Below are 25,902 nucleotides of genomic sequence, written 5' to 3'. Positions count from 1 at the left end.
GAAGAAGTCGAAGCTTGGGAGAAGGCTCGCAATGGGTTCGATAAGAAAATTAACTGGCAGTTCACAAAGGAGAAGGCTCGCATTAAACTGAAAAAACTTTATCCGTCATATGAGCGTTGACATGACAGTAGTTAGGAATTTCAGTTTAAAGGGCAAAGGGCAAAGTTGTTATTAAACTATAGAACTAAGAAACTTTAACTTTGCTCTTTGAACTTTGAACTTTGAACTTTGAACTGAAATGAAAGAACTATTCCAGCTCATTTTAGTAGGATTGATTGCATTTCCCGGTTGCCAGACGACAGAAAAGAAAACCAGCCAGGCGGACCAGCTCATGGCTGAAAAGATCAAGGCGGAGTTTGTCCGTTCCTGGAATGCCTATAAAACCTACGCCTGGGGTCATGATGTGCTGCTTCCCGTCTCAAAAAGTTATATGGACTGGTACGAACAGTCGTTGCACATATCACCCATTGATGCTTACAGCACCATGAAGGTGATGGGACTTGACAAGGAGGCGGAGGAAGTTCAGCGTTATGTGGTCGATAGTATTGATTTTGATAAAGATCTATTTGTGAAGACTTTCGAAGTCAATATCCGCATTCTTGGTGGTTTGCTAGCGATGTACGAGTTTTCCGGAGACAAGAAAGTGCTGGCAAAAGCGGAAGATTTCGGAAAAAGGCTGATCCCTGCTTTCAGTTCCCCTACTGGCATCCCCTACTATTGGGTAAATCTTAAAACGGGAGAAGCTAAAGGAGAAGTGGTGAACATGGCCGAAGGCGGCTCTTGCCTGCTGGAAATGGGCATGCTGAGCCGATTTACGGGGAACCCGGTTTATTTCGAAAAAGCAAAAAATGCTAGCCTGGCTATTTTCAACCGGAGGTCTTCCATCGGGCTGATCGGCGAGAGCATTAATGTGGAAACGGGAGCCTGGACCGACAGCATTAGCCATATCGGGTGCTGCATCGACAGCTATTATGAATATCTCTATAAAAGCTGGCTGCTTTTTAAGGATAAAGAGATCAAAAACATCTGGGACCAGAGCATCGTCAGCATCCAGACTTATATTGCCGATGAGGTGGATACTGCGCTATGGTATGGCACGGTGGACATGGAAACCGGCGAAAAGGTCAATAGCGTAGTGACTTTATACGACGCTTTCTTCCCGGCTTTACTGGCCTTATCAGGTGACCTTGAAAGGGCAGCACGATATCAGGATTCCTGGAACAGTGTGTGGAAGCAATACGGCCTGGAACCGATGGTTTATGATTACCGGAAAAAAGAAATCCTCAATGCTTCCTATGACCTGAATCCCGAAATTATCGAATCGGCCTATTATCTTTATTATTTTACCGGTGATACAATATACAAGGAGATGGCATCTCAATATTTCAGTGACCTGATGATGTATTGCCGGACCGAAGTGGCTTTTACGTGCATAAAAGATGTTACTACCAAAGAGCAGAAAGACCACATGGAGACTTTCTTTCTGGCGGAAACGATGAAATACTTGTACCTCGTCTTCACGGCGCCTGAAGACATTAATCCTGACGATTGTGTTTTTAGTACGGAGGCGCATCTGTTCAGGAAATGAATATCCCTGGGGATTATTTTATTGCGAATGGAATAGTAAAGCTAATCGCAACGTTCCTGCCAGGATCAAAGTAATTTACTTCATTAAGGGTCGATAAATGATCGATATACTTTTTATCGAAAATATTATTAACGCTGATTTCTGCTGATAAAGCCTGCTGGCCGATTTTTATCTTCGTCCCTAAACTGATATCGAACAATGTATAACCATCTGTTCTCATTTCATCCGGTGCGGGGTGATTCTGATTAAAAGCCGAAGAGGAATTGACTTTGAAGAAAGCATCCTGCAAAATGCCCAGTTTTTCCTTCTCCAGCTTCAGTTCAAAATTTAGCTTATTGGCAGGTATGAAAGGCAAGTAATCTCCATTGCCCTGCTTGCCGGTCACCTTTGAAAATGTCGCTTCAAAGTGTATCCACCTGAATTTTTCCGGATGAATGTGGATCCCGGCTTCCCCGCCAAACAATGTGGCATTTGTTTGATTATAGCGGTATATGTGATCGCCGTCAGGGGTAGTATCATTCGTGGGGGAGATGAAAATATAATCGTCAATGATATTATAAAAACCAGCTAAATCAAACGTCAGATTTTCAGTATGGTAATGGATACTGACGTCCGTTTCATAGGCTTTTTGCGGAACAAGAATACTGTTGCCGATTTCATAGCGGGTTTCGTGTTTTCCGTTGGATGTCAGCTCAGCCAGGTTCGGTGTCCGGTATGCGGCTGCAAAATTACCCCGGAAGAATAATTTATCCGCAAATTCATAGGTAGCCCCGACCGAACCGCTGAAGCTGCCGTAATCTAGTTTTAACGGGCTGCGGTAATTATAATCTATAGGTGAACCAACCTCACTGGTATTGATGAATTTATGGTCGTACCGTAAACCTGTTTGCATTTTAAATTCATCAAACAAGTGAAATTGCAGCAAAGAAAAAACACTGTAATTATCCGTTTGAGCATCGGGCAATAAGATTTCTTCCGCGTCCCGAATATTTAGATTGAACTGGTTAAATCCCTGGAATCCAATGATGTATTCTGATTTTTCTTTGGAAGGAAGATATAGTTTTGTCTCATAAGTCAATGTTGAAAGTCTCATGGCGATTTCTGTCGTATCGATCCCTGCATAATGCATCAGTCCGGCGGATTGAAAAGCGGCATTTATTTCGATCTTAAAATTGTTCAGGAATATTTTATTTTGTGATGAAAGAAGATGATTATTGAATTGCTGGTACCAGATTTCATTCTTTCTCTCCCTGGACGTTATAGCTTCAACCGCTTCTTCTTCGGTCAGTCCAAGTTTTTGACGGCTGAATTCATAATTTATTTTAGATACAGCGGATTTACCGGTGAAGCCCCCGTTCGCCTTAATCGACATTGTACTGAACCGGGAATTGGGCACGAAGTCACCCCCACCCTGTAAAAAATCTGTATTGGATTTAGTCCCTAAACGAATCCCGCCAAAGAATTTTTTACTGGCCCCTTTCATGCCCAGGTTGGTCGAAAGTCCCAGGGTGTTTGAAAAAAGTTGAAGGTGATAATCTCCAATGATCTGGCCCACCGGGGCCGGTTTTTCTTTGATGAAGTTCATCACGCCTCCGATGGCGTCCGATCCATACAGCAGCGAAGCCGGCCCCTTGATGATCTCGACATCTTCAATTCCAAATTCGTCGATTCCTAAGGGATGATGGTCAGAATACTGATAATTCTCGTTGCGGACGCCATTATTTAAAACCAGGACATTGTCCATCGACAAACCCCTGATGACAGGTTTGGAGATCCCGCTTCCTTTCGAGATCATATCGACGCCCGGCACCTTTGTGAGCATTTCAGTAAAGTTGGGCGAGATTATATTTGTCGGCGATTTAAGCTTGAGGATGTCAATATTGACTGCGTTTTCATGTTGTGTCGCATTGTACCCCCCCGAAACAACTATTTCTTTTGTTTCAATCGCTGTAGTGCTCAAGGTGATGTTCATCTCAACGGGAGAACCGTTAAATATTACTGTCCTTATTTCATTTGTGTGACCAATGAATGAAAACTGGATCTTGATTTTCCCGTCAGGAATATCGCTCAGGACATATTTCCCGTTATTGTCTGCAACAGTTCCTTTATTTAATTCCGGGATATAAATATTCGCTCCAACCAGCTGCTCGAAATCCTCATCGGTAATTTTGCCAATAATCAGGTTTTGGGCCTTGATTAAATGACCTGAAAATATGATAATTATAATAAAAATGAAGTACTTTTTCATTTGTTTACGATATTATATTAAACAAGAAATAAAATGGATGTGAATTACAGGGCTACAAAATCGTCTTGTTTAGTGGAGGTGCACGCAATAAAAATGAAAAAATGCCATGTTGGATTAACAGAGAAGGATTGGATGCAAAATAATACTTTTCAGAAAGCTGAATTATTTGATGATTGGCCTGTTGTAACTCATAAGAGCAAGTAAAATATTCAAAATTGCAGACCGGACAGTTTTCTTTTATGTATTGATGATGGTGATTGATATCCAAAGCGTAAGTCATTTCATCATGGTGATGAAAGAATTTACCTGCCAAAGGAGCGAGGAAAATGACCAGCAGAAAAATCAGTATGATCTTATTCTTTTGCATCAAGATATGTAAGCCATCTTTCAGACGCTAAAAATAATGAATTAAATAGCTCTATGATATTATTGGCCTGAAATAGATACCGCCGAAGAGCTATTATTCTTTTTGTCCCGTTATTACATTCGTCGAAATTTTTAATAATATTGTAGAGAGATTTTATTTAGCTCAAATCTTTAATAACATTCAAATAACCAGACTCTATGAAAAAAATCTTTTTTCTGCTGGTAATTGCAGCACTTGCTTTAACAAGCTGCAATCAGTCCCCGCAAAAAAGTACCGACAAAGCAACAGCCGATGCCGCAAGATTCGCCGGTCTCCTCGGCAGGGCGAAAACCACTTTCAATCCTTTGCCCAAAACAGCGGATAACCCTGACAATCCCATTACCACTGAAAAGGTAGTGCTCGGGAAGACTTTGTACTTCGAAAACAGGATGTCGAAAGAAGGAAACATCAGCTGCAACTCCTGCCATAACCTGAACACTTATGGTGTGGACAACAAACCCACTTCCCCCGGTGATGGAGGCATTTTTGGCGGACGCAATTCACCGACCGTTTTAAATGCCGCTTTCCATTTCACCCAATTCTGGGATGGTCGTGCTAAAGATGTTGAAGAGCAGGCCGGCGGCCCGATCCTGAATCCTATCGAGATGTCGATGCCCGATCAGGAATTTGTGATCAAACGGCTAAGTGAAATCAAAGGTTACCAGGTGTTATTTGCCGCAGCATACCCTGGCGAGAAGCAACCTATCAATTATGGCAATATACAGAAAGCCATTGCCGCATTTGAAAGGAAACTGATCACCCCATCCCGTTTCGACGAATATGTAAACGGAAATGAAACTGCGTTAACTGAGACGGAAAAACAGGGTCTTCAGACATTCCTCAATGCGGGTTGTACAGCTTGCCATTCAGGTGCAGTATTGGGGGGAACAATGTATCAGAAATTCGGCCTTGCCGGTAACTATTGGGATTTGACAAAAAGCAAAAAAATTGATAATGGCAGGTTCGATGTGACTAAAAATGAGGCGGATAAATTCCTTTTTAAAGTACCTTCTTTAAGAAATGTCGAAAAAACGTATCCGTATTTTCATGATGGAAGTATCGATAACCTGAATGATGCCGTGAAGATCATTGCAAAGGCCCAATTGAATAAAGGCCTTGCCGACCAGGAAGTCCAGGAAATCGTAACCTTCCTGAAATCTCTGACCGGAACGGTTCCGAAAGATTTGGCTACCCCACCTGAGCTGCCTGTTTAACATTTACCATGCTCAGACATTTCTTTATTACAGGACTGCGGAACTTCTGGAGGAACAAGTCATCCACCATTTTAAATATCCTTGGCCTCGCTATCGGCATGGCAACTACCCTGCTGATCCTCGAATATGTCTTCAATGAACTGAGCTACGACCGTTTTCACGAAAACAAGGACCAGATCTACCGTGTTATCGTCAGGGAAGAAAAAGACGGGATCATGATTACCAGTTAGATAATATCACCTATTCCGATTCTGCCCTGTTTGAGGTTTTCTCTTTTTCATTGCTTCGGGGAAATCCCGGAGCAGCACTTGCAGAGCCTTACCAGGTTGTTTTAACAGAAAGTACCGCCAGTTCGGTTTTGTCCTCTCCCTGGATCTCCAGTTACTGGAACGGATACGTGCCTGAAGGATTAAAAGAGCCCATCATGATCCACGTGCTTGATGTGGATGAAGACTATCTGAAAGTAATGGGGATCCCATTAAAGGCGCTTATGCAGGAGTCCGCAATTCCGGGGAAGCCATACTCTGGTTTTCTTTACTGGCCATTTTCATTGCCGGTTTAGGATTACTGGGACTGGCTAACTTCACCTTCAGTCAGCGGAAAAAGGAGATCGGCATCAGGAAAGTCCTCGGCGCTGAATCAGGGAATATTGCCAGGAAAGTGACCTTCGACTTTCTCAGGCTGATCTTCATAGCAAGCTTCCTGGCCCTGCCAATTGCCTGGTGGATCATGGATAAATGGATGGAAAACTTTGCTTACAGGACTTATATCAGTTATTGGATATTCCTCCTCCCTATAATAATTGTTACTATTTTAGCATGGTTAACGATTTATTTCCAGGTCAGGAGACTGGCCAATACAAATCCTGTGGATGTATTAAAATTTGAATGATGTAAGATGAATGCAGCCCCGTTGATCATAGGTGCTATCCTTATTTTCGTACTGGCATACCGGCTTTATTACAGCTTTATCGCAGCGAAAGTCCTGACCATTCAGGATATACAATCCATGCCTGCTAACCGTCTATATGATGGGCGGGATTACTACCCCATGTCGAAATGGGTGATTTTCGGGCATCATTTCGCAGCGATTGCAGGGGCAGGGCCTCTTGTAGGGCCGGTACTTGCAGCCCAGTTCGGGTATTTCCCCGGCTTCCTCTGGATGGTCATTGGCTCGGTAATGGCCGGCGCTGTCCATGACCTGGTAATCCTGGTGGCTTCGGTACAACATGATGGTAAATCATTAGCGTTTATCGCGAAGGCCGAAATCAGCAAAACCAGCGGTGTCATTGCTTCCCTCGCTATCCTGATCATCCTGATCGTTGCCCTGGCCGGCATGGGACTGGTGGTGGTCAATGCTTTGGCGGAAAGTTCATGGGGAACCTTCACTATCGCCATGACCATCCCCATTGCCGTGCTGATGGGTTTCTGGATGTTCCGTTTCCGCAAAGGCAAAACCGGCGAAGCCACGGTCATTGGCGTCATACTCCTGAGCCTCTCCGTGATTTACGGGAAATATATCCCGGATTCCTCAATCGCCGGATGGTTTAAATTTGACAAACACACCCTGACTATCCTGATCGCCGCATACGGATTCCTGGCCTCTGTCCTGCCTGTCTGGGTGCTGCTTTCACCAAGGGATTACCTCAGCTCGATCATGAAGCTGGCTGTAGTGGCCATGCTTGCCGTGGGCATCATTGTTGTAATGCCGGAGATGAAAATGCCGGCTTTCACACCCTTTATCCATGGCGGCGGGCCTATCATTCCCGGGCCATTATTCCCTTACCTGTTCATTACGATTGCTTGCGGCGCCATATCCGGCTTCCATTCCATCGTCAGTTCGGGGACAACGCCTAAGATGATCATGAAAGCGTCGCATATCAAATTCGTTGCGGTGGGAGCCATGCTTTCCGAAGGAGCTGTCAGTGTAATGGCGCTCATCGCCGCCAGCAGCCTGTTCCCGTTGGATTACTTCCAGATCAATGTTCCGGTAGAGAAGTTTGCCCAGCTTCTCCCCACCTTGCAGGAAATGGGCTTTACCGAATCAAACCTATCAACCTTATCCAAAGAAGTAGGCGAAGAGATCGCAGGCCGAACGGGAGGAGCGGTTTCACTGGCCGTTGGCATGGCGCAGATTTTCTCCTCCATCCCCGGGCTGGAGAAGCTGATGTCGTACTGGTATCATTTTGCGATCATGTTCGAGGCCTTGTTCATATTGACGATTATCGATGCCGGAACCAGGATTGCAAGATTTGTACTGCAGGAAATCCTGGGAAAGATTTACAAGCCCTTCGGATATACCCGCTGGTTATGGCCTGGCAACATTCTCGCAAGCCTTATTGTAGTCTTCGCCTGGGCCTATTTTGTCTATACCGGGAGCGTCAGTACCATCTGGCCGATGTTCGGTACGGCCAACCAATTGATGGGCACCATCGCCCTGGCTATCGGAACTTCATACATCATCAACCACAGCAAACCAAAATACGCCTGGATAACAATTGTGCCCATGGCTTTCGTAGGAATTACTACCATGACAGCCGGTTTCATGAACATCAAAAACATCTTTATCCCACAGGTCGCAGAAAACGCGACACGGGTGCAGGGCTTGGTCAATCTTGTACTTACTATAATTATTATGGCTTCCCTGGTGATCATTCTTGTTGATGCGGTGCCGAGGTGGGTTAAGGCGGTCAATGGTCATTAGTCATTGGTCATTGGTCATTAGTCATTGGTCATTGGTCATTAAGTCGTCAGAAAGTAGTCATAAGGTTGTCATTAAGTGGTCATTTGAACTCCATAGGGGTTCTAAAAAGTTATAAAACGCTCTTGCTTTCTAGCTTTTAATTTTGTACATTTACATCACCCATTTCATGAAAAATCGCCCGGTTTTAATACTTCCAGCATGGAATGGATTTATCAACATAGCATTTCCGTAGAGAGAGAGAGAGAGAGAGTCCAAACTCCTTTTATTTCCCATTAAATTTCTTTTCCGGAAAACCATCTCCTCAGTTAATTCCTTCTTTGCAATCAAGTCTTTTCTATTTCATTTATTAACCTTCAAAAACCAATTTGTTATGAAAACTTTTAAATCTTTAATCCTGGTATTGGGATTGCTATTTTTAACATTCCTTGCAAATGCTCAACTCACAGCAACTTTGACTTTTGATGTGCCAGATTTAAAATTTGACACGATTAATGGTTATACTCAACCGTCTTTTTTTGGTTGCCAGTTTACTGATGTGATTGGTGCACCTCACATGCCGGTGATTATCAAACAATATTTACTACCTAAAAATGCTGAAATTATTGATATTAGTTTTTCTGATACGACACATTTTACTTTTCCTGCATCATATCTGGTTTATCCGACACAAACTCCCGCCATTTTAGATGGGAGACCGGCACCTCCTTTTGTAGAACCCGACTCAGTGTATTATTCTTCAAATTCCCGGTACAATGGAGAATTAATTGAAATTGAAGCATTGACTAATTATTTAGGCTATACAATGGTGAGATTAAGGGTGTTTCCTTTACAGTACATTCCTTCTGAGCTGGAACTAACACTTTTTAATTCAATTACATTTACTGTAAATTACCAAATTACCGGAACAGATCCGCTGATAAAAAAAATGACATCTCATCAATATGAGGAAATCCATGAATTTTTAGCTCAAACCGTCGATAATCCCGAGGACATTGATGAAAGCGGGCCTATTTGTGAATTCATAGAACCACCTTCTGAAGGAACACGTCCCCTTAATTTATTTTTTCTTCCCTGGGCAGGTGGAGATGTGGTGGAATATATTATTATAACTAATGACGAGTTAAAAAGTTCATTTGATGAATTAGCTGAATGGAAAATGGGAAAAGGCATACCAGTATTAGTAGTGACGACCAGTCAGATTGAAGAATATTACCCTGGTTTTGATCTGGCTGAAAAAATATTTAATTATCTTAAAGATGTACGCAATAATTGGGGAGATGCTATTTATGTATTATTGGGAGGTGATACGGGAATTATACCATCAAGAATTGCGACTTATGAATGTGATCAATATACTGGTTCATGCTTTCTAAGGGTTACTGACCTATATTTTAGTGATGTTCATAAGGATAATAATGAAAATTATAACTGGAACCCTGATGGAGACTGCGATTTCTGGGATGATGATAATTCTTTGGATTTATTCCCCGACAATTGGATTGGAAGAGCCCCGGTTAAAAATATTGAAGAAACAAATAATTTTGTTAATAAAATTAAACAATATGAGCAAAACAAGTTTCAAAATTGTATTGAAAAAATTACATTGATAGGAGCAAATCTAAGAAGATGTATGAATGAAAATGATAGTGGTGATGCCAGGGGAATGAAATTTTGGATGAATCCTGTTTTTGATGCTTTACCAGGTAATCTGCAAAATTCTACAACGAGAATTTACGATTTGGACGTTATAAACTGGTACGAGGATTATGAGCTTAACAAGGATATTGTACTCGACGCATTAAAAGGGGATATTGAAGAGGGAGAACAACACATTTTCGCTCATATCGACCATTCCGGTTTTTCAAGCCTGGGGACTTCACAGCTCTGCAATAACTCTTGTATATCCTTAAATGATATGAATAACCTGGAATTAGAAGCTGATGATATACTAAAAATAATGTTTTCTGGTGGATGTCAACCGAATGAAATTAATAAAGACTGCATTGCGGAACATTTTATAAATGGCTCAGGAATTAACAATTTTCATGGAATAGGAATAGGCTTTATCGGTAATATTGGTTTTGGATGGGAAAATGGAGAACCTCAATGTCACAAATTTTTCGAAAAATTGTATAATGATACACTTTTTAATTTGGGTAAAATATTCTATGAATCAAGGATTGCAATGTCTGAGGTTGACGGTCGTTTTTATAAGAGAAATCTTAATTTTTTAGGTGATCCTGAATTACAAGTATGGACATCAAGTATTAAACAGGATTTAGAAATAACTGTGAATCCTAGCTCTTTAACAACTGGGGTGAATAATCTTATGGTAACCATTGATGGCTTATCGCCTAATGAACAAGCCTTAGTGTGTATCTTTAAAGATAATGAAGTATATGGCGTAAAAAAAACAACAGGTCCTTGGGGCACACATGACGTGACTTTTAATTGTAAACCGGATACGCCAGGACAAATACGGATAAGGGCTACTGCTGCAAATCATCTTTATGCTGACACAACGATCAATGTTGCGGTAAATTCCGAGCCTGACGTTCATCTTTATATTAAGGATTTTGATCCGAACAATCTTGACCTACACAGAGGAGTAAATAAATTCAAAATATTGTTGGAAAACTCTGGTAACATTATTGATGCAACCGGTATTAAAGCTACTCTATCCACTGAACCGGGGTATGCAACAATTACTCAAGGGTCTTCAGAATATGAAGATATAGGACCGGGTTCCTCTCAGCCATCTATAAGTGAATTTGAAATAACCATTGATAATGATACGCCTGATTTATTATTCATTCCATTCAGCCTCCAAATCCTCTCCAATGATGACCAATACTCTTTCATTGAAGAATTTTTTCTGCAGGTCAAGGCCTCTCAACTGGTCTATAGAGGAAACAAAATATCCTGGTCCACAGATGGGGATATATTTGCAGACCCGGCAGAGTCTGTACATTTTAATGTGGAATTGTTGAATACCGGGAGCCTGAACGCTGTAATTACTGAAGCAGTAATTGAACTTGATTCATTATATAATTACATTATTTCGATTCAAAATGGTCAGTACCCCGGTCAAGTTTCCTTTAATCCAATTGAACCGCTTAATTCTTCATGGTGTGTTGGATCATTCGAAGTCACAATGAATGCTAATTTAGGTTTTACAGCCACATTTCCAATAAAATTAAAAATCAAAGATTCTAATAATAAAAACTATGTGTTCGATATTCTGATAAATAATAAAATAAAACCTGATAGTATCGCGTATTTTTCCGATAATGCAAGTATCACGATAACCTGGGATCCACTACCATTGTCTATTTCAAAAGGATTTAATATTTACAGGCTTGATCCTGATACTTTACCTCCCGGCGGCGATATTGAAGATTCAAACTATTATCAAAGACTAAACCTTTATATAAATAATTTCTCAGTTTACACCGATGTTAATGTTGAAACCTGTAAAGTTTACTATTACAAAATTTCTTCTTATACAAACGGATTACCGCAAGGGCCATTTACTACAGCTCTCAAAGCATGGACCACTCTCCCCTCATTGGAACCCTGGCCATTGTTCGTGCCTGATTATGGATTAAGATCCGAAGGATCACCAATTCTCTATAACGCAATTCCGACAAAAGTAGTCGAAGGTGATAATCCGGAACTGGAAATTTTCTTTCCAATGGATGATGGTAGCAGTGGTATTTACACCGCATCAAAAAGTGCATTATATGCCTTCTATTCCAATGGTGATGAATTGTACAATATTGATAGTAATATTACTACTTACGCCGGATTTAAAAACTTCTCCAATGCAGGAATGAAGGCAACACCAATCATCGGAGAAATGAACAATAATCCATCTTATGGTGAAGTGGCATTTGCAACAACAGATGGAACTTCATCAGAAGACCATAAAAAAATATTTCTTTACTCAGCCGGTGATCCAGATGAGGACAAAAAGCCAGATTTGATTCATAAATATGGCGAAAATCACTTCGTGAAAAATGCGTTGGTTGCTTCACCATTAGATTTAAATTATCAAGAAGATATTCAAATAATTGGAGCAAATATTTGGCACGGTCAACTAAATGTTCAATGGACCTATGAACATGATAATAGTTGGATTTATCCAGGTTGGCCAAAAGTAGCTGTTGATACCACTACCAATGGGATTCCCGTGGTAGCTGATTTGGATTTAAATGAAAAAAAGGAAATAATAATTGGTTATGAGGGTAGTGCGGGATTGTTTATTTATAATTATGATGGTAGTAAGTATCGGGGAATCTCTGGAGCATTTTATGTACCACAAGAATGGCAAAATTTGATTGGCATGGATTGCAGACCAGTTGTAGCGGAACTTGATCATTCAGATGTTAATCCTGAAATTATACTTCTTTCAGCTTATTCCGATAAAAAAGCTCATATTTTCGCTCTAAATCATGATCAAAGCGAAGTAACAAATTGGACGTATGATCAAACTAATCACATTATTGATATTTCCAGCACAGATAATGGCAATTATCCTGCATTAACCGTGGCTGACCTTGATTTTGATGGAATCATTGAAGTTATCATTGCAGATGCTGGAAAAGTATATGCCTGGAAAGCTACAGGAGAATATTTTAATGGTCATTTTCCAATTGAAGTTGAAGGTCTCGAATGTCCTTATGTTGCACCTTTAGTTGCGAATGTCGACAAAGACCCCGAGAGTGAAATCATTATTGCTGACCCCGTTAATAACTTCATTTATGCATTTAATCTCGATGGCTCTCAGGTTCCGGGTTGGCCGCTGGCAGTCGATGGATTAATGGCAACACCGGCTATAGGTGATGTAAACCATGATGGGTTGAACGAAATTGTAGCCGTATATGGAGGTTATGTTAATGTATGGAAAACCGATGGGGAAACCGGTCATGATCAATGGCCATTGTACCGGCTAAATTCTTTTAATAATGCTGTCTACGAAGAACCTGCCTGTACTTATGACCCAAACGATCCTTGGACCATTGATCCAGAGGTAGATCCTCTCGTTTGGGATGATTACAAAGTTCTGACCAGAGATATTATTATTCCAGAAGATGTAACTTTGACAATTACCGGTAGGGTAGCAATGCCTGATGATTCTAAAATTATTGTGCAACGCGGTGGCAGGCTTGTGGTTGACGGTGGTATCATAACGTCAGCCTGTGGCGGTCTTTGGCAAGGGATCCAGGTTTGGGGATACAAAGATAAAAGCCAATATGATCTCAACTTTCCTCCAGGCAAAGTTGAGTTAAGTGGAAATGCGGTCATTGAGAATGCACGGATTGGAGTTGCAACAGTTAAATCGGTGAATGGAGCGGTTGACGAGAATTATACAGGTGGCGAACTTCTGTGCAGAGAAGCAACTTTTTTAAACAATATCTATGGAATCAGATTCTATAATTATCGCAATTTCGATCCATATAATCCACCACATAATGAATTGGATTATGCAAGTTATATTTCAAATTCAACTTTCATTACGAATGGTCATTTAGCTGAAAATGGAGCCAGCCCTGTGGCTTTTATAAGAATGGATGATGTTGTTGGTATAAGACTTAGTGGAAACCAATTTATGAATACTTCAGGCGAAGAATACAACTGGAATAGCAGAGGTAATGGAATTGAAAGTTATAATGCGGCGTATTTCATGCATGGGCTTTGTCTGGACGGAAACCCACCTTGTAGTTTATTTAAAAAAAATTATTTCTATAACTTAAGTTACGGGATTAAATCTCATGGGCAGGGAAGGGAGAACAGGTCAATCACCGTTTTGAACTCCGACTTTCATTTGAACCAAAAAGGAATGTTTGTCAGTTGCATAAATAATGCCAACATAAATTTTAATACATTTACTGTTCCTGAAAAATCGACCGGTAATGAAATTCCGCGATATGGCCTTTATCTGGAAATTTGCAGTGGCTACACGATTGAAGAAAATTCCTTTCAAGGTTGGGGCGATGGCCTGGATGAAAATATAGGAATGTACATTAACAATTCAGGCTCTGAGCCTAACGAAGTTTATAAAAATGATTTCTCGGATCTTGCTTATGGAATTGTAGCCTACGGACAAAACAGGAATGAAACAGGAGAAGGACTTTGCCTGAAATGCAATAACTTTGATCTTTGTATGAATGATATTCATGTTATACCTGAAAAAGGACCGCCGCATGGTCTTTGGCTGCAAGGCCGAAACCAGGGTATTGCTCAGAATCAAGGTAATGGAAGCTCACTTACATCTCTGGCTGGAAATACATTCTCTTTCGGCGATCCTCCTGTGTTCAACTATTTTAACCATGACTATTGTAATAATATTACATACAATTACCATGGCGAAAATGAAACTGATTATAAAATTTCTCCAGATCCTTATTCCCCTGAGCCTTTAGTGGATCCTAAACCTGCCTTTGGATATACATTTGAATCTAAAGATGCTGCTTGTCCATCTAATTATGGAGGCGGAGGCATCAATTTAAGTTTGGAAAAAAGTGTGGTGTCTTCAGAAAAGGGATTGGTTACTTTATACTCTGATAGTATTCAAACCTTCTTAGACGGTGGGGACACTTATGCCCTTAATTTTGAAGTTGTAACAAGTCTACCTGATGAAGCTTATCAAATCAGGCAGCAATTGCTGGATGAGTCTCCATATTTATCCGACACGGTGATGAAGTCGGCTATTTATAAAGAAAATGTCTTACCAAACGCGATGATCAGGGATGTTCTTGTAGCAAATCCACAATCCGCTAAATCCTCGGAGATAATAGAAAGGGTGAATGAAAGGATTGAACCTATGCCTGAAGAGATGATGTATGACATATTAGAGGGCAGAAATATCAAAGGTAATCTTGAAATTCTTGAAGGTAAATTAGCTTCACATATGACTTTCAAATATGAATCACTGCATAAACTAGAATTATATTATAAGCTTGATACAATTGATATCCTGGGATCTCAAGATAGCCTAATAGCCCTTTGGTCCATGGAAAATGACCCGGAAATATTATATAAGTTAGCCTTTTTATATCTTAATAAGCATGATTCGACAAATTGTTTCAACACATTAAATAGCATACCGCAATCATCAACTTTAACTGATAAACAAATGCTTGAATACGATGATTACTCCTTGCTTCTTGAAATTCTTTGGAATTTGAATCACAATACAACCAATTTGGACTCCACATTGGTTGGACCACTTTCAGAATTAATGTCACACAATTCAAAACCTGGATATTTGGCTCGTAATGTACTGATAGCAAATGGTATAATTGAATATATTGAGCCAATTTATCTTGCATACGAATTGAAATCCGTGTTTGTCAATCCAAATAAATCCGGAGATACTAAATCTTATAAATCCAATCTAATTGTGTTCCCTAATCCGGCTAAAAATTATATCATCGTGTCTTATGACCTTAAAGAAAGACAAGGAAAGTCAAGCATTAGCATCAGTTCAATCGATGGAAAACCATGCTATCAGGAGTATTTAAATGGGATAAAAAATCAGACAATTATTTCTTTATCCGGATTTTCATCTGGTGTTTATTGTATCCAATTGAAAAATAATGGAGAAATTATCGGAACAGTTAAATTTGTGATTTCTAAATGATTGACTTTTATGAAACAAAATATTCTAATATTCCTCTTAATTGGTCTGATTAATTACGGCTCATTTTCTCAATCCAGGTGGCTAATGCATTACATGGATGCCTTCAATGCACCAGTTAAGGATTTAAAAATTTCGTACGACAATGGTTATTTGTTATCAGGATGGATAAGTCCAAATTTACCACACTATAGTTGGTTAATCAAGACGGATATTAATGGAGAGGTTTTATGGCAGAAACTAATCGGTGGGGCCAATAATTCAACCCTTGCGATAGAAGAAATTTGCCTGAATTCTGTTGGAGAAATTTTTTTATGCGGTGGTACAATGAGTGGTAATGACGCAAATCCAATGCTCATCAAACTAAATGCCTGTGGTGAGAAGGAGTGGTGCACGGAATTCTCAACAACCAGCGACAATGATTTTTTCTGGGATGTAGTCTGTACTCCGGATGGTGGTTGTGCTGTTTTGGTCTATGGGGCATTTATACCGTTGTTTACTTACAGGGCAGGAATTTTGAAGTTTTCAGCGGGCGGCGATTTATTATGGCAGCAGTACTATCAAAGTCCTGATCAAAGCGTTAGCGGGGTAACATTATCCGATTTGAATCTAGCGCCTGATGAAGGATTTCTCTTGTCAGGTTTTTGCTATTATCTTGATCCCGAAAATCCGGACCTTGCCTGGCTTCACCCGTACTATATCAAAGCTGATTCTTTGGGATATTTTGAATGGGAAACGATTGTACATAAAGAAACCGGGGACATCGGAGGACAAGCTTTCATGTCATTGGTCAATCCATCAGGAACCAATTTTTACTCCTGTATTAGCCACTATTATCATTCTGATACACTTTATACGACGAGACCAGCCATAGTTAAGTTGGACTTGCAGGGAAATGTTATGGGAGTATATGATTTGGTTCATGGATTATATGATCTTGGAAAAATAATGACTTTTGATTTTCTGAATGATTCAGTGTTAACAGGCAGTGCAAGCTGGAGAAATGAAGAAGATGAACCGCAATCCCGGGTAGTGGTACTTGATACTTTGGGTAATATAACTAATTCTGTTACCATACTTAATGATTACTTTTTGGGATTTACAAAAACTACGTTTGATGATAAAATTCTTATCTTAATTTCAGATCATACATCAGGTGAGTTTGACCCTACTTTGTTTAAACTAACCCAGGATCTCGAGCAGGACACTTTTTATACCACACCTTTTATTTACGACAGCCTTTGCCCGTATCAAATTGCATCAGATACCATTGTGCCGGATGATTGCGGGCTGATCGTGGGGATTGAGGAAGATGATAAGACGGTAGGACGGTACGACGGTAAGAAGGGAGGGATAGAGTTATTTCCCAATCCAGCGAGTGAACTGCTTCATGTACGATTGAACATGGACGGTGGACGATTTAACAAAGATTTGAGATTGGAGATTTATGATATTTTCGGGAGGAAGGTGCAGGAAATCAAAGTTCTGGAAAAGCAAAATGAGGTGCAGATCAATGTGGAAGGATATCCGCCGGGAATTTACCTGGCGGTGCTGAAAGATGAAAGTCAGTATGTTTGCTCGGGGAAGTTTGTTGTAGCAAGATAGTTCCTGGTTCGCTATCGGAAGACCTGTTTTGTAGAGACATTATATGCAAGGTCTTTATAAAAACTGTAAAACCCATAAACATTGGAACATTGGAACTTTTGAACCTTGGAACCGGATGAATCTCCCTATTTATCAGATACGGTGATGAAATCAGCTATTTATAAAGAGAATGTACTTCCTAATGCAATGTTAAGGGATATACTTGTTGCTAATCCACAGTCTGCTAAATCAACGGAAATACTTGATAATATAAATGAAAGATTCGATCCCATGCCTGAAGAGATGATGGCTGAGATAATGGAAGGAAGAACCTTTGAAGGGGCTCTTGAAATCCTTGAGGGCGAATTAGCTACACATAAGACAACCAAATATGAATCGCTTCATAAATTGGAATCCTATTATAAACAAGACACTCTTGATTTCACGGGATCATTAGACAGTTTGATCAATCTTTGGTCTGAAGAATCAGATCCGGAATCCTTGTACAAACTCGCTTTTTTGTATCTTTATAATCAGGATTCACTCAACTGCTTTAGTACCTTGGACATGGTCCCACAGTTAACAAATCTAACAATTGGGCAGACTCAAGACTATGATGATTGTAATTCGCTTATGGAGATACTGTGGCCTTTAGAAAAGGGTAACAAAAGTCTCGATTCATTGATGGTTGAACGATTGACAGAACTTTCATCAAGAGAATCCAAACCCGGTTCACTTGCTCGTAATGTCTTGGTGGCAAACGGTATTATTGAGTATGTTGAACCAATTTATTTATCGGATAACCTGAAATCATCACTAATTATTCCTGACAAACATGGAAATTCAAAACAAAAAGACAATAGGTTAATTATATTTCCTAATCCGGCAAAGGATTATATCATTGTTTCTTATGACTTGAAAGGAAGACTAGGTAAGTCAAGTATTATCATAAGTTCCATAGATGGAAAACCTTGCTACAAACAAAATCTATATGGAACAAGAAATCAGGCAATAATATCTTTGTCTGGTTATTCCTCAGGTGTCTATTGTATTCGTTTAGAAAATGACGGGGAAATATTAGAATCTGAAAAATTTGTACTATCTAAATAAACATACTCATGAGGCAACTTACGCTGATATGTTTTCTAACAGTACTAACTCAATTTTCCGGCTATCCCCAAAATAGATGGATTCAGCAATATCTAAATGATATGGATGCCCCAGGTATGAGTTTGAATATTTCATATGATAAAGGTTATCTATTATCGGGGTGGGTAACTCCAAATTATCCACCCTATACCTGGCTAATCAAGACAGATATCAATGGGGAAATTTTATGGGGAAAATTCATCGGTGGTGAAGATAACAATATTGGAGTTGCTCGCATTAGTCAAAACAGAAATGGGGAAATTTATCTATGTGGTTCTGCTGGTAATGATGATGGTACCGATCCAATTATTATCAAATTGAATGCTTGTGGTGAGAAAGAATGGTGCAAAAAAATCTCAACAACAAGTAACAATGATTTTTTCTGGAGCAATGCCATTACTCCAGATGGCGGTTATGCTGCACTAATTTTTGGTGCATTCCTACCTTTGTATAGTTACAGGACAGGTATATTAAGGTTTTCTCCAGAAGGTGATCTATTATGGCAGCAATATTACCAAAGTCCGGATCAGGGTGTTAGTGGTGAAGCATTATCGAATTTAATTCTAACACCTGATCATGGTTTTCTGATGACTGGAATGTGTTATTACCCTGACCCGGATAACCCAACAATTGGATGGCTTCATCCTTATTATATCAAGGTAGATTCACTGGGTAATTTTGAATGGGAAATAATACTGCACAAAGAAACAGCAGATATAGGAGGAGATGCATTTATGACTTTGTTAAATCCGGAACAAACCTATTATTATTCCTGTATTAGCCATTATTATCATTCTGATACATTATCAGCAACAAGACCTTCAATTGTTAAAATAGATATGCAAGGTAATGTTATGGGAGTATATGATTTAGTTAACGGTAATTATGATTACGGCAAATTAATGACTTTCGATTTTTTAAATGATTCATTACTTGCCGGAAGTGCCGGTTGGGGTAATGATGATGACGATTACCAATCCCGAGTTATAATTTTTGATACTTTGGGCCATATCACTAATTCTGTTACTATTATTAATGATTACTTTTTAGGGTTTACAAAAAAGACATTTGATGGTAATATCCTAATTCTAATATCAAGTCACTTATCAGGTGAATTTGATACTTACTTATACAAATTGACCCAGGATCTTGAGCAGGACACATTTTACACGACTCCCTTTGTTTACGACAGCCTTTGCCCTTACCAGATTGCATCGGATACCATCGTCCCTGATGATTGCGGGATTATTGTGGGGATTGAGGAAGACGGTAGGACTGTAGGACGGTATGACGGTAAGACGGGTGGGTTGGAGGTGTGGCCGAATCCCTGCCGGGAAATGTTGAATGTTGAATGTTTAATGTTGAATGAGGGAAAGGATTATTCAATTTGTATTTATGATATATTTGGGAGGAAAGTTCAAAAAATAAAAATCCCGGATGGGCAGGACAAAGTTCTGGTGAATGTAGAAGGTTTTACATCAGGTGTGTATATTGCTATCCTGAAAAAAGGTTTTGATTTATTGGAAAGCAGGAAGTTTGTCGTAGCCAGGTAATTGAGGATCTAATTACACGATTGTCAATTCGGCATTCGGCATTGTCAATGTAATTTACGAAATTCAATTTTAAATTTAAAATAATTCACGGTCATTCGCAAAATTCGCGTTATCCGCGTTCCATTTAAATAACACGCGGATTACTGCGTATGCATCGGATTTACACGGAACGATGGAACTATGGAACCGGATGAATCTCCCTATTTATCAGATACGGTGATGAAATCAGCTATTTATAAAGAGAATGTACTTCCAAATGCTATGTTAAGGGATATACTGGTTGCTAATCCACAGTCTGCTAAATCAACGGAAATACTTGATGAAATTAATGAAAGATTTGATCCAATGCCGGATGAAATGATGGGCGAGATTCTTCAAGGAAGAAATATTGACGGAGAACTCGAAATTCTTGAAGCTAAAATGGCAAAACATGTGGCTGCAAAGTACGAATCATTATACAAATTAGAATCATTATATAAACAGGATACACTTGATTTTCTAGGATCAATGGATAGCTTAATTAGTCTTTGGTCTGGTGAAACTGATCCGGAAATTCTTTACAGACTCGCTTTTTTGTATTTTTATAACAATGATTCACTCAACTGCTTCAATACTTTGGAAATGATTCCTCAGCTGACAAATCTAACAATTGAGCAGACGCAAGACTATGAGGATTATAATTTCCTAATGGAAATACTATGGCCTTTAAAACAAGGTAACGATATTCTCGATTCATTGATGGTTGAGCAATTAACGGAACTTAAATCAAGAGAATCCAAACCCGGTTCACTTGCTCGTAATGTTTTGGTGGCTAATGGAATTACAGATTATATTGAACCGATTTATTTATCGGATAACTTAAAATCATCACTAATTATTCCTGACAAACATGGAAATTCAAAACAAAAAGACAATAGGTTAAGTATATTTCCGAATCCGGCAAAGGATTACATTATAGTCTCTTATGATCTGTCAGGGAAAGCAGGAAACCCCTGGATTGATATTTATTCCTTAGAGGGAAAGCCATGTTACCGGCAAAGTCTCATAGGAAGTAAGAATCAGATCGTTATACCCATGGCTAAACTTGCTTCTGGGGTATATAGTGTACAATTAGTCATGGATGGAGAAATATTAGAATCCTCAAAATTTGTACTTATAAATGAGTAATTCTAATGAGACGAATAACGCTTATATTCTTAATTACGGTATTCACTTGTTTTTCAGTCTACACTCAAAATAGGTGGATACAGCAATACCATGATGATTTGACTGGCCCAGGTATATTCATTGATGTTTCATACGACCATGGGTACTTGCTTACCGGTTGGGTCGTACCCAATTTCCCTCATTATACTTGGTTAACAAAAACAGATGAGAATGGGATGATTTTATGGGATAAATTCTTGGGGAGCATCAATGGATCAACAGTGGTTGATCAGTTTAAGCAAAGCTCAAGTGGTAATATCTATTTATGTGGCGGTACAATTAATGAAGGGATGGTGGATCCGCTAATTATTAAATTGAACGAATGCGGTGAGAAGGAGTGGTGCAGGCTGATTTTGACAACCAGTGACAATGATTTTTTCAGAAGCATTGTCATTACTCCGGATGGAGGTTGTGCTGCACTCATTTTTGGGGCATTTCTACCTTTGTATAATAACAGGACAGGTATTTTAAAATTCTCTCCAGACGGAGAATTATTATGGCAGCAGTATTACCAAAGTCCAGATCAGGGCGTCGATAATGAAGACTTATCGAATTTGATCTTGACTCCTGATCATGGCTTTCTGATGACAGGCTATTGTGGTTATCCTGATCCAGTAAATCCATCCATTGCCTGGCTTCATCCATATTATGTCAAGGTAGATTCATTGGGGAATTTTGAATGGGAAATTGTACTTCACAAGGAGACTGGTTGTTTGGGAGGTAAGGCATTATCATCATTAATGAATCCCACCCAAAAATACTATTATTCCTGCATAAGCCACTATTATCATTCTGACACTCTTTACGCAAAACGTCCTTCATTGGTTAAAATTGATCTGCTTGGAAATGTCATTGGAGTCTATGACTTAGTTCATGAGGATTACGATTGGGGAACTCTTTTCTCTGCTGTTTTTTTTAACGATTCCCTCTTGGCCGGTGGAGCAAACTGGAGTTACAATGAAGATGGACCTCGATCCCGTGCTATCATTTTCGATACTCTAGGAAATATAAAAGACTCCCTAACTTTACTAAATACAGGTTGGCTGAGCAAAACGGCCATTACACATGATGGCAAACTATTGTTTTATAACACAATAGAAGAAAATGGAGATTTTGACACTTACCTTTTCAAGCTAACCCAGGATCTCGAGCAGGACACTTTTTATACCACACCTTTTATTTACGACAGCCTTTGCCCGTATCAAATTGCATCAGATACCATTGTGCCGGATGATTGCGGGGTGATTGTGGGGGTGGAGGATGACGATAAGACTATAGGACTGTATGACGGTAAGACGGGTGGGTTGGAGGTGTGGCCGAATCCCTGCCGGGAAATGTTGAATGTTGAATGTTTAATGTTGAATGAGGGAAAGGATTATTCAATTTGTATTTATGATATATTTGGGAGGAAAGTATTGGAAATCAAAGTTCCGGATAGGCAAAATGAGGTGCAGATCAATGTGGAAGGTTATCCGACTGGGATTTACCTTGCGGTGCTGAAGAATGGACAGGCGATGAAGGCAAACGCTAAGTTTATGGTTGTGAGGTAGTTGGATAGTTCGCAGTTCCCAGTTCGCGGTTGGTATTGATGGCTTGTAATTTAAAATCCGGAATGCTTTCGGAAGAACTCCGGAGGAGTTCCATATTTGTAGAAACTAGGGCATCGCGATAAATTTTTCATGTTGCATTTTACATTTTGCATTTATGGATTGTAAATGTAAAATCGTCCATGAATTCCCGTATTTGATTACCTTTAATTTTACAAACGGTTTCCGTTATTCATGATAACCTTCAAGATTCGATTTATCTATCCGGCGCTTTGGGTATTGATCATCCTTCTATTCCTGGTCTCTCCTGCTTTTGCCCAGTTGCTAGATAATGAAACAGAGGCATTTATACGTGCAAAAGAACAGAACCGCCCCGTATTCCTGATCTTTTCCGGTTCCGACTGGTGTGTCCCCTGCATCCGGTTTGAGAAAGAGATCTTCTCCGACAGCAGCTTCATCAAATATTCTGAAGAAAACCTGGTCATCCTGAAAGCCGAATTCCCGCAAAAGAAGAAACTTTCGCCTGAGATCATCTTACAAAATGAAAAACTGGCGGAAAAATACAATCCTACCGGCCTGTTCCCGCACCTGGTCCTGTTAAACCCGGATGGAAACATCATCACAACACTTTGGTATGAACATCAAAGTACGGAAGAGTTTATCAGGCAGATGAAAAATGCGATGCCTGAGACGGATTGTCTTAAGGAATTCAGGACCAGCGCGATGCTCATGGGCTGCGGCTTTGAATTCACTATCGTCGATTCAGCCAATTCCAACAATGGGTGGCAATTGATACAGGAGAGCATCAATGAAGTCAAACGGATCGAGAACATGATTTCAGAATGGAGCGACACCACGGAGGCTGGCAGGTTGAATGCAAATGCCGGAAAGGAACCTGTAAGGTTGTCCCCGGAGGTTTACGAACTCATCCGGAGAAGCATAATAATATCGGAACTGACCCAGGGAGCTTTTGATATCACCTTTGGCGGGGTGGGAAAACTCTGGAGATTCGACCGGAAAAATCCGGTGATGCCGGATTCTTCAACGGTTATGCAAGCTTTGGGTTCGGTCGGGTATCGGCATATCCTCCTGATGGATTCATCGCAGGTTTTTCTTTCGAAACCCGGGATGCGGATCGGTTTCGGCGCCATCGGGAAAGGCTATGCGGCGGAAATAGTTAAGACGATGTTGATGAAAAAGGGCATTACCAGCGGAGTGGTCAATGCCAGTGGTGACCTCACAGCCTGGGGAATCCGCCCTGACGGCAGCTCCTGGAAAGTCGGAATTGCCGACCCGACGAATCCGGTCAAGATACTGCTTTGGCTCCCTGTAACTGATGCTGCCGTAGCAACATCGGGGGATTATGAAAAGTATTTCGAGATCAACGGCATCCGCTATGCCCATATTATTGATCCACGGACAGGATACCCGACAAAAGGAGTGCAAAGTGTAACTATTATCAGTCCTGATGCCGAGCTTTCAGATGCACTGGCCACCGCAGTATTTGTCATGGGCGTGGAAACTGGCCTGGATTTTATCGCGCAACTGCCGGGGACGTATTGCATCATCATCGATGATAAGAATAATATTCATTACTCCCGGGGTATTGAGCTGCTAATAACTAAAGAGTGAGAAGCCAGAAGACAGAAGTCAGAAGTCAGAAATTTGAAAATTGAAACTTGGAAGAATTGAACAAATAAGTACCTACCTTTATCAAATGAAAAGGAAGCTTCCGCTTATCCTACTCCTATTGCTGGCAACCCTTATGCTGTCTTCCTGCCAGTCTGTGAAACCCTATCAGCGGGTTTACCTGAATGATTATTTTATGAAGATGAGCAAGAGGTCGATAGATACGTTCGGGGAAAAGGTCCAGGCATACCGTGAAGGCTCTGCCGGGGGAGGAACGGGTAAAGACAGCGGTGGCTGCAGGTGTATGCACCTCAGGTCTCCTTCTCCCATGAGATCGATTCCACAAACACGATCCTTTTTGATGCCGGCATTGATTTCATTACCTCTGCATCTACCGACCGGATCGATTATAATATGTCATCTGCTTCTTACCAGGACGCGCATTTCCAGGTTTCAGCCGGCTACAGCCGATATTTCCGTAAACCGCAGATTGAGCTTGGCTTAACGGGCAGCATGTCACTGGAGTCTGATTTTCTATCGGGAGGCTTTAATCTCTGGTTCTATCACCCCGACAAAGCTGGAATGACGAGCTACTATGCCAGTTTTCAGGCATTCTTCGATGACTTGCGTTGGGGCAGGCTTAATGATGATTATAAAAAGCCCGTCACCCTGGTTTACCCTGTAGAACTCAGAGATACCAATTGGTTCGATATTTACATGCGTTACTCATATAACCTCAGCCTTGGCATTGAAAGGGTGATAAACCGCAGGATGAGCATTGGATTTTTTCCCGGTGTAATTATTCAGACAGGATTACTCTCCACTCCTTACCACAGGGTATATTTCAAGGGTGAAGATAAGGCGAAGGTGGAACACCTGCCAACCCGCCGTATTAAAATTCCTGTGGGAGTTAAACTCAATGCTTACATCGGTACAAGCCTGATCCTGAATACTTTTTATCGTTTTTACCTGGATGATTTCGACATACTTTCCAATACATTAGGATTGGAAACTTTTTACAAAGTCAACCCTTACCTGACTCCGTCCATTTCATTCCGGTTTTACCAGCAATCCGGATCGAAATATTTCATGCCATTTAAGAAACATCTCCTTACTGAAACTTTTTACACGTCCGACTACGACTTATCAGCCTTTTACAGCGTGAAAGCCGGCGCCGGTTTCAGGTATGCGCCTTATAAGAGAATGTTTGCCAACTGGTCGTTCGATGAAATTGAGCTGATGTATTATTATTACTGGCGCTCCGATGGGCTGCAGGCGCATTTTATCAGCACATTCTTCGGAATTAAGTCATTAGTCCCTAAATATAGAACAATATAGTCCGTACAAAGAATAACTTACTAAATTTAAGCGTTGCCCCGTGCAGTGTAGACCGTTCAACTTATGATACTTTGATATCAATCATTAGTCTGGTC

16 protein-coding genes are annotated in these 25,902 nt (G+C 40.3%); 15 read left to right on the top strand and 1 reads right to left on the bottom strand.

The window, feature by feature from the left end:
* Together M0Q51_15035 and M0Q51_15030 are read left to right on the top strand one after the other, a co-directional pair.
* On the top strand, window positions 1–120 hold a 120-nt coding region (locus M0Q51_15035; protein MCK9401291.1), incomplete at its 5' end, for an IS630 family transposase.
* 118 nt (window positions 121–238) lie between these two features.
* Entirely contained in the window at window positions 239–1,588 is a 1,350-nt protein-coding gene (locus M0Q51_15030; protein ID MCK9401290.1) for a glycoside hydrolase family 47 protein, read from the top strand.
* 13 nt (window positions 1,589–1,601) lie between these two features.
* On the opposite strand, the gene M0Q51_15025 is transcribed toward M0Q51_15030, so the two are convergent.
* A complete protein-coding gene (locus M0Q51_15025; protein ID MCK9401289.1) occupies window positions 1,602–3,836 on the bottom strand; it encodes a TonB-dependent receptor in 2,235 nt (744 codons plus the stop codon).
* Between the two features lie 564 nt (window positions 3,837–4,400).
* On the opposite strand from M0Q51_15025, the gene M0Q51_15020 reads away from it, so the two are divergent.
* From M0Q51_15020 to M0Q51_14960, 13 genes are all read left to right on the top strand, one after another.
* Window positions 4,401–5,456: a cytochrome-c peroxidase gene (locus M0Q51_15020; GenBank protein ID MCK9401288.1), complete on the top strand. Its 1,056-nt coding sequence runs from the start codon at window positions 4,401–4,403 to the stop codon at window positions 5,454–5,456.
* 8 nt (window positions 5,457–5,464) lie between these two features.
* Complete coding sequence (locus tag M0Q51_15015; GenBank protein ID MCK9401287.1) at window positions 5,465–5,686, top strand: ABC transporter permease; 222 nt, start codon at window positions 5,465–5,467, stop codon at window positions 5,684–5,686.
* A gap of 50 nt (window positions 5,687–5,736) precedes the next feature.
* On the top strand, window positions 5,737–6,018 hold the full coding sequence (locus tag M0Q51_15010; protein ID MCK9401286.1) for a hypothetical protein: 282 nt from the start codon (window positions 5,737–5,739) through the stop codon (window positions 6,016–6,018).
* A 98-nt stretch (window positions 6,019–6,116) separates the two neighbouring features.
* Window positions 6,117–6,347 (top strand): hypothetical protein, encoded by a 231-nt coding sequence (locus M0Q51_15005; protein ID MCK9401285.1) that lies wholly within the window; start codon window positions 6,117–6,119, stop codon window positions 6,345–6,347.
* A 6-nt stretch (window positions 6,348–6,353) separates the two neighbouring features.
* A complete protein-coding gene (locus M0Q51_15000; protein MCK9401284.1) occupies window positions 6,354–8,159 on the top strand; it encodes a carbon starvation protein A in 1,806 nt (601 codons plus the stop codon).
* Window positions 8,160–8,529: 370 nt separating this feature from the next.
* Window positions 8,530–15,804: a C25 family cysteine peptidase gene (locus M0Q51_14995; protein MCK9401283.1), complete on the top strand. Its 7,275-nt coding sequence runs from the start codon at window positions 8,530–8,532 to the stop codon at window positions 15,802–15,804.
* Between the two features lie 9 nt (window positions 15,805–15,813).
* Window positions 15,814–17,406, top strand: a complete 1,593-nt coding sequence (locus tag M0Q51_14990; protein ID MCK9401282.1) for a T9SS type A sorting domain-containing protein — start codon at window positions 15,814–15,816, stop codon at window positions 17,404–17,406.
* 105 nt (window positions 17,407–17,511) lie between these two features.
* Entirely contained in the window at window positions 17,512–18,495 is a 984-nt protein-coding gene (locus M0Q51_14985) for a T9SS type A sorting domain-containing protein (protein ID MCK9401281.1), read from the top strand.
* Window positions 18,496–18,503: 8 nt separating this feature from the next.
* Window positions 18,504–20,087, top strand: a complete 1,584-nt coding sequence (locus M0Q51_14980; GenBank protein MCK9401280.1) for a T9SS type A sorting domain-containing protein — start codon at window positions 18,504–18,506, stop codon at window positions 20,085–20,087.
* A gap of 180 nt (window positions 20,088–20,267) precedes the next feature.
* The gene (locus M0Q51_14975) at window positions 20,268–21,254 is read left to right on the top strand and encodes a T9SS type A sorting domain-containing protein (protein ID MCK9401279.1); all 987 of its coding nucleotides are present in this window, start codon (window positions 20,268–20,270) and stop codon (window positions 21,252–21,254) included.
* A gap of 5 nt (window positions 21,255–21,259) precedes the next feature.
* Entirely contained in the window at window positions 21,260–22,843 is a 1,584-nt protein-coding gene (locus M0Q51_14970; protein ID MCK9401278.1) for a T9SS type A sorting domain-containing protein, read from the top strand.
* Window positions 22,844–23,074: 231 nt separating this feature from the next.
* Window positions 23,075–24,472, top strand: coding sequence for an FAD:protein FMN transferase (locus M0Q51_14965; GenBank protein ID MCK9401277.1), 1,398 nt, complete (start codon window positions 23,075–23,077; stop codon window positions 24,470–24,472).
* A gap of 297 nt (window positions 24,473–24,769) precedes the next feature.
* Complete coding sequence (locus M0Q51_14960) at window positions 24,770–25,807, top strand: DUF3570 domain-containing protein (protein ID MCK9401276.1); 1,038 nt, start codon at window positions 24,770–24,772, stop codon at window positions 25,805–25,807.
* Window positions 25,808–25,902 lie beyond the last annotated feature (95 nt).

The organism is Bacteroidales bacterium (genome assembly GCA_023229505.1).
GTDB lineage: Bacteria > Bacteroidota > Bacteroidia > Bacteroidales > JAGOPY01 > JAGOPY01.
Note: the sequence above shows the minus strand (reverse complement) of the source record. Positions and strands in the feature narration are given on the sequence as shown.

Coding starts and splice junctions, on each gene's coding strand:
- M0Q51_15025 (MCK9401289.1), bottom strand. CDS start 3,836: ATGAAAAAGTACTTCATTTTTATTATAATTATCATATTTTCAGGTCAT.
- M0Q51_14965 (MCK9401277.1), top strand. CDS start 23,075: ATGATAACCTTCAAGATTCGATTTATCTATCCGGCGCTTTGGGTATTG.
- M0Q51_15000 (MCK9401284.1), top strand. CDS start 6,354: ATGAATGCAGCCCCGTTGATCATAGGTGCTATCCTTATTTTCGTACTG.
- M0Q51_14970 (MCK9401278.1), top strand. CDS start 21,260: ATGAGACGAATAACGCTTATATTCTTAATTACGGTATTCACTTGTTTT.
- M0Q51_15030 (MCK9401290.1), top strand. CDS start 239: ATGAAAGAACTATTCCAGCTCATTTTAGTAGGATTGATTGCATTTCCC.
- M0Q51_15015 (MCK9401287.1), top strand. CDS start 5,465: ATGCTCAGACATTTCTTTATTACAGGACTGCGGAACTTCTGGAGGAAC.
- M0Q51_14980 (MCK9401280.1), top strand. CDS start 18,504: ATGAGGCAACTTACGCTGATATGTTTTCTAACAGTACTAACTCAATTT.
- M0Q51_15020 (MCK9401288.1), top strand. CDS start 4,401: ATGAAAAAAATCTTTTTTCTGCTGGTAATTGCAGCACTTGCTTTAACA.
- M0Q51_14995 (MCK9401283.1), top strand. CDS start 8,530: ATGAAAACTTTTAAATCTTTAATCCTGGTATTGGGATTGCTATTTTTA.
- M0Q51_14990 (MCK9401282.1), top strand. CDS start 15,814: ATGAAACAAAATATTCTAATATTCCTCTTAATTGGTCTGATTAATTAC.
- M0Q51_14975 (MCK9401279.1), top strand. CDS start 20,268: ATGGAACCGGATGAATCTCCCTATTTATCAGATACGGTGATGAAATCA.